Here is a 2,916-nt window from a genome sequence, read left to right as displayed (position 1 = left end):
ACGAATGCGCTGACGAGCTAATCTGCGAAGTAAGATCAAGCAACGCAGGCGGACATTTGGGGCATCATCACTAAATTTTGGATTTGGAATTTTGCTTGATCTGAAATTTAAAATTTGGTTCGATTTTTAAATTTTAAATTTTGCCCGCGCCGTGGAATTTAGGAATTTTAAAAATTTTACGCTCGTTGTGAAATTTTAAATCCTTTCGTATGGTGAAATTTTAAAATTCCGCTATGCAGACGCCGTTTCAAAATCAGGCACCGTGCGTGCAAAAATCGTAAATTTTACGCAGCGGGTCGGTGCATCATTCAAAACGGCGCCTATACGCATTTGCGGAATTTTCAAATTTGACTAGAACGGTAGGCTAGTGATTACGGCGAAACTTAGCGGACATCTAGGATGGTTTAATTTAGCCAAGCTATCCGTTTTTAATAGCGCCAAAATAACGCCCACGCAAATGCTACATTTTTAATTTAGTCAAGTATATCGCACCGCTAAATTTTAAAATTCCGCGCCGTAAATTGAGCTGTAAATCGAGCTGCAAATTTAAACTACTCTCAAAATTTACCTAAATTTCACTCATTATTTTCCTGCCGATTTGAGCCTGTTAAAAGCAAATTTGACGTATAATCTCGCGAAATTTCAGGGAGCCAAGGTGCGCAAAAACATAAAATACCTAATTTACAAGTTTCTTTTAGGCAATGTCTTTTTGGCAGTTTTTTTGATTTCATTTTACGTTGCTTCATTGCACCTCTCAAAACTTTTAAATGTTAATATAATAGACCTTTTGAAGGGATATTTTTTATTCCCGGGCGATATTCGTCTGCCTTTTACGACGGTAATTCTTGAGTTATTTTCCTTCTATATCAGTAGCAGTTTGAGCGATTTTTATGTCAAAGGCATCGATCGCAAGCTTAATGTTATATTTTTCATCGCCTTTGCGACGATAGGAATTTTAGCCCTTACCGCCATTATTCTTATCGCGACATTCGGTTTTATGATATATGGTATGGATTTAGATAAAAAACTAATGGCAATTTTATCCGCTGCGGCATTATTCATGGGCATCTGCTCAACGGTATATTTATTTCGCAAAAGCGATTACGAGCTCGGTAAATTTTTACAGATCATCAGCCGAAAAAGAAGCGGTGAGATCAATAAAAAGCTATTCCCTATCTTGCTGCTTATTATATCTGCAACTTGGTTGGGTCTTATCTTTTTTGCATCTAGATAAAGCTAAGCGCCCGTTTAATTTTGTCCGTCTGCGCTAAATTTAATAGGCGTAGATCGCCCGCACGGCGCGATGAAATTTTAAGCACGAAATACTTTTTTATCAAAATTTAAACCTACGCATTATAATTGCAGGAATTAAAAAGGACGGCAATCGGTTATGAAAAGAGATATATTAATCGCGATCTTAGGCTTACTTTGCGCCTTTATAGATATTAATTACATTGGTTTTCTTATCGCATTAAATTTGATAGTAGTCTTGGTTTGCGCCATTTTTCCTTTTATGAAAAAGAACTATATATTTTTTCTACTGCTTGTCGTAAATTTAGCTTTGTATTTGAATAATATCTACACCCCTTTTGAAAAGCCAGAGCTTTGGACTTATAGCATACCTGCGCTGGCAAATGCGACATATGTGCTAGTCGCTTTAGTTTATGCTTCGGGATTTGTCGCTTTTGTCCCGCTTGCGGCATATATCTATTTTTTATATTCGCTCTGCGTCGTTGCCTGCAGCATACGTGAAAAATTTCAAAGTTTACGCTAAATTTGCAATCAAAATTTTAAGCCGCTATTGCGTATAATTTCGCAGAATTTTAAGGATTGCGTATGAAAATATATTTCTACAAATTACTTTTAGGTATCGTACTAACGGGCGTATTTTCATTCTCGCTCGGTTTTACTTTATCGCACGTGGGCATCATATTAAATGCGGTTTTTGGCGCATCGCTATTGCCTTACGCTCCTTTTAAAGCCGAGCTCGCAAAAGCTATCCTAACGATAATCTCTGCATTTTATATCGCAAATAAAATTATTGATTTTCGCATTTTAGGCATCGATTGCAAGCTAAATTTTATATTTTTTATCGCCTTTGCCACGATAGGCGTGATTATCGTTTCTTTTCTGTCTTTGTTTTTGATTTTCGGCATGATCGTATGGCAGAAATCTGATACGGCATTTGCGGCGATGTGCCTATCCCTCGGATCGATTTGGACCGCTTGGCTATTTCATATCAGCGGATACAGGCTCGGGGCTTTCTTGCAAAATTGCAGCCCTAAAAGGAAATATAATATAGATAAAGTGCTAGTGTTCATCATAATAATAGTAGTTGCGCTAATTTTTATATCGGCAATAGTATTATAACCTTTCATTTTAAAATTTTAAACCAGCCGTAGAATTCGTTCGCTTCCAGGTGCGGATCGCCCGCGCGAGAAATGAAAAGCGGCCATAGCGCGGAATTTGCTCTAAAATTCCCCGCGTCCCTCATCTGCGCGCTGTAAAAAATAAGCGCATGGCTCGCAAACTGCGCAAACTCGTTAAACGAACTCGCCCCCGCCTCTATCATCATGATTTTTGCATCCGCAGGCAGCGACTGCGAGACCTCCACCTTACGATCCGCGACGCCGAAAAGCGGAATGCTCGCATCAAAATCCGAAAGTGCGCTGCGCGAGTATATCCAAACGTCGGGCGCGCGCAGCTTTAGGTTTTGCGGCGCAACGCGCGCGTCTAGCGCCGACATATCAGCACTGCCCACCAAAGCGCTAATTTCGTCAAATTTAGCCGCACGCACGTCCAGCGTCGGTCTGTCGGTGCGCACGGTCTGCCCGCCCACGCCTACGTAGTCGCACACGCTACGCAGCTCGTGCACGAACGCGCGCTGCTTCTCGCTGCCGATCCGCCCATGCACCG

Annotated in this window: 3 protein-coding genes and 1 pseudogene; 3 read left to right on the top strand and 1 reads right to left on the bottom strand. The window is 40.8% G+C overall.

The genetic code is table 11. From position 1 onward, the window contains the following. The first annotated feature begins 877 nt into the window (after positions 1-877). From Q0198_RS09350 to Q0198_RS09340, 3 genes are all read left to right on the top strand, one after another. Positions 878-1,234, top strand: a complete 357-nt coding sequence (locus Q0198_RS09350) for a hypothetical protein (protein ID WP_297897360.1) — start codon at positions 878-880, stop codon at positions 1,232-1,234. 156 nt (positions 1,235-1,390) lie between these two features. Beyond that, positions 1,391-1,774 (top strand): transporter, encoded by a 384-nt coding sequence (locus tag Q0198_RS09345; RefSeq protein ID WP_297897357.1) that lies wholly within the window; start codon positions 1,391-1,393, stop codon positions 1,772-1,774. 62 nt (positions 1,775-1,836) lie between these two features. Beyond that, positions 1,837-2,370: a hypothetical protein gene (locus tag Q0198_RS09340; RefSeq protein ID WP_297897355.1), complete on the top strand. Its 534-nt coding sequence runs from the start codon at positions 1,837-1,839 to the stop codon at positions 2,368-2,370. Positions 2,371-2,374: 4 nt separating this feature from the next. Here the strand turns inward: Q0198_RS09340 and Q0198_RS09335 are convergent. Continuing rightward, positions 2,375-2,916 (bottom strand): annotated as a pseudogene (locus Q0198_RS09335) (hypothetical protein); the annotation flags it as partial.

This window comes from uncultured Campylobacter sp. (assembly GCF_938045205.1).
Classification (GTDB): domain Bacteria; phylum Campylobacterota; class Campylobacteria; order Campylobacterales; family Campylobacteraceae; genus Campylobacter_B.
The sequence above is the reverse complement of the archived record's forward strand: the minus strand, read 5'-3'. Positions and strand labels throughout refer to the sequence as shown.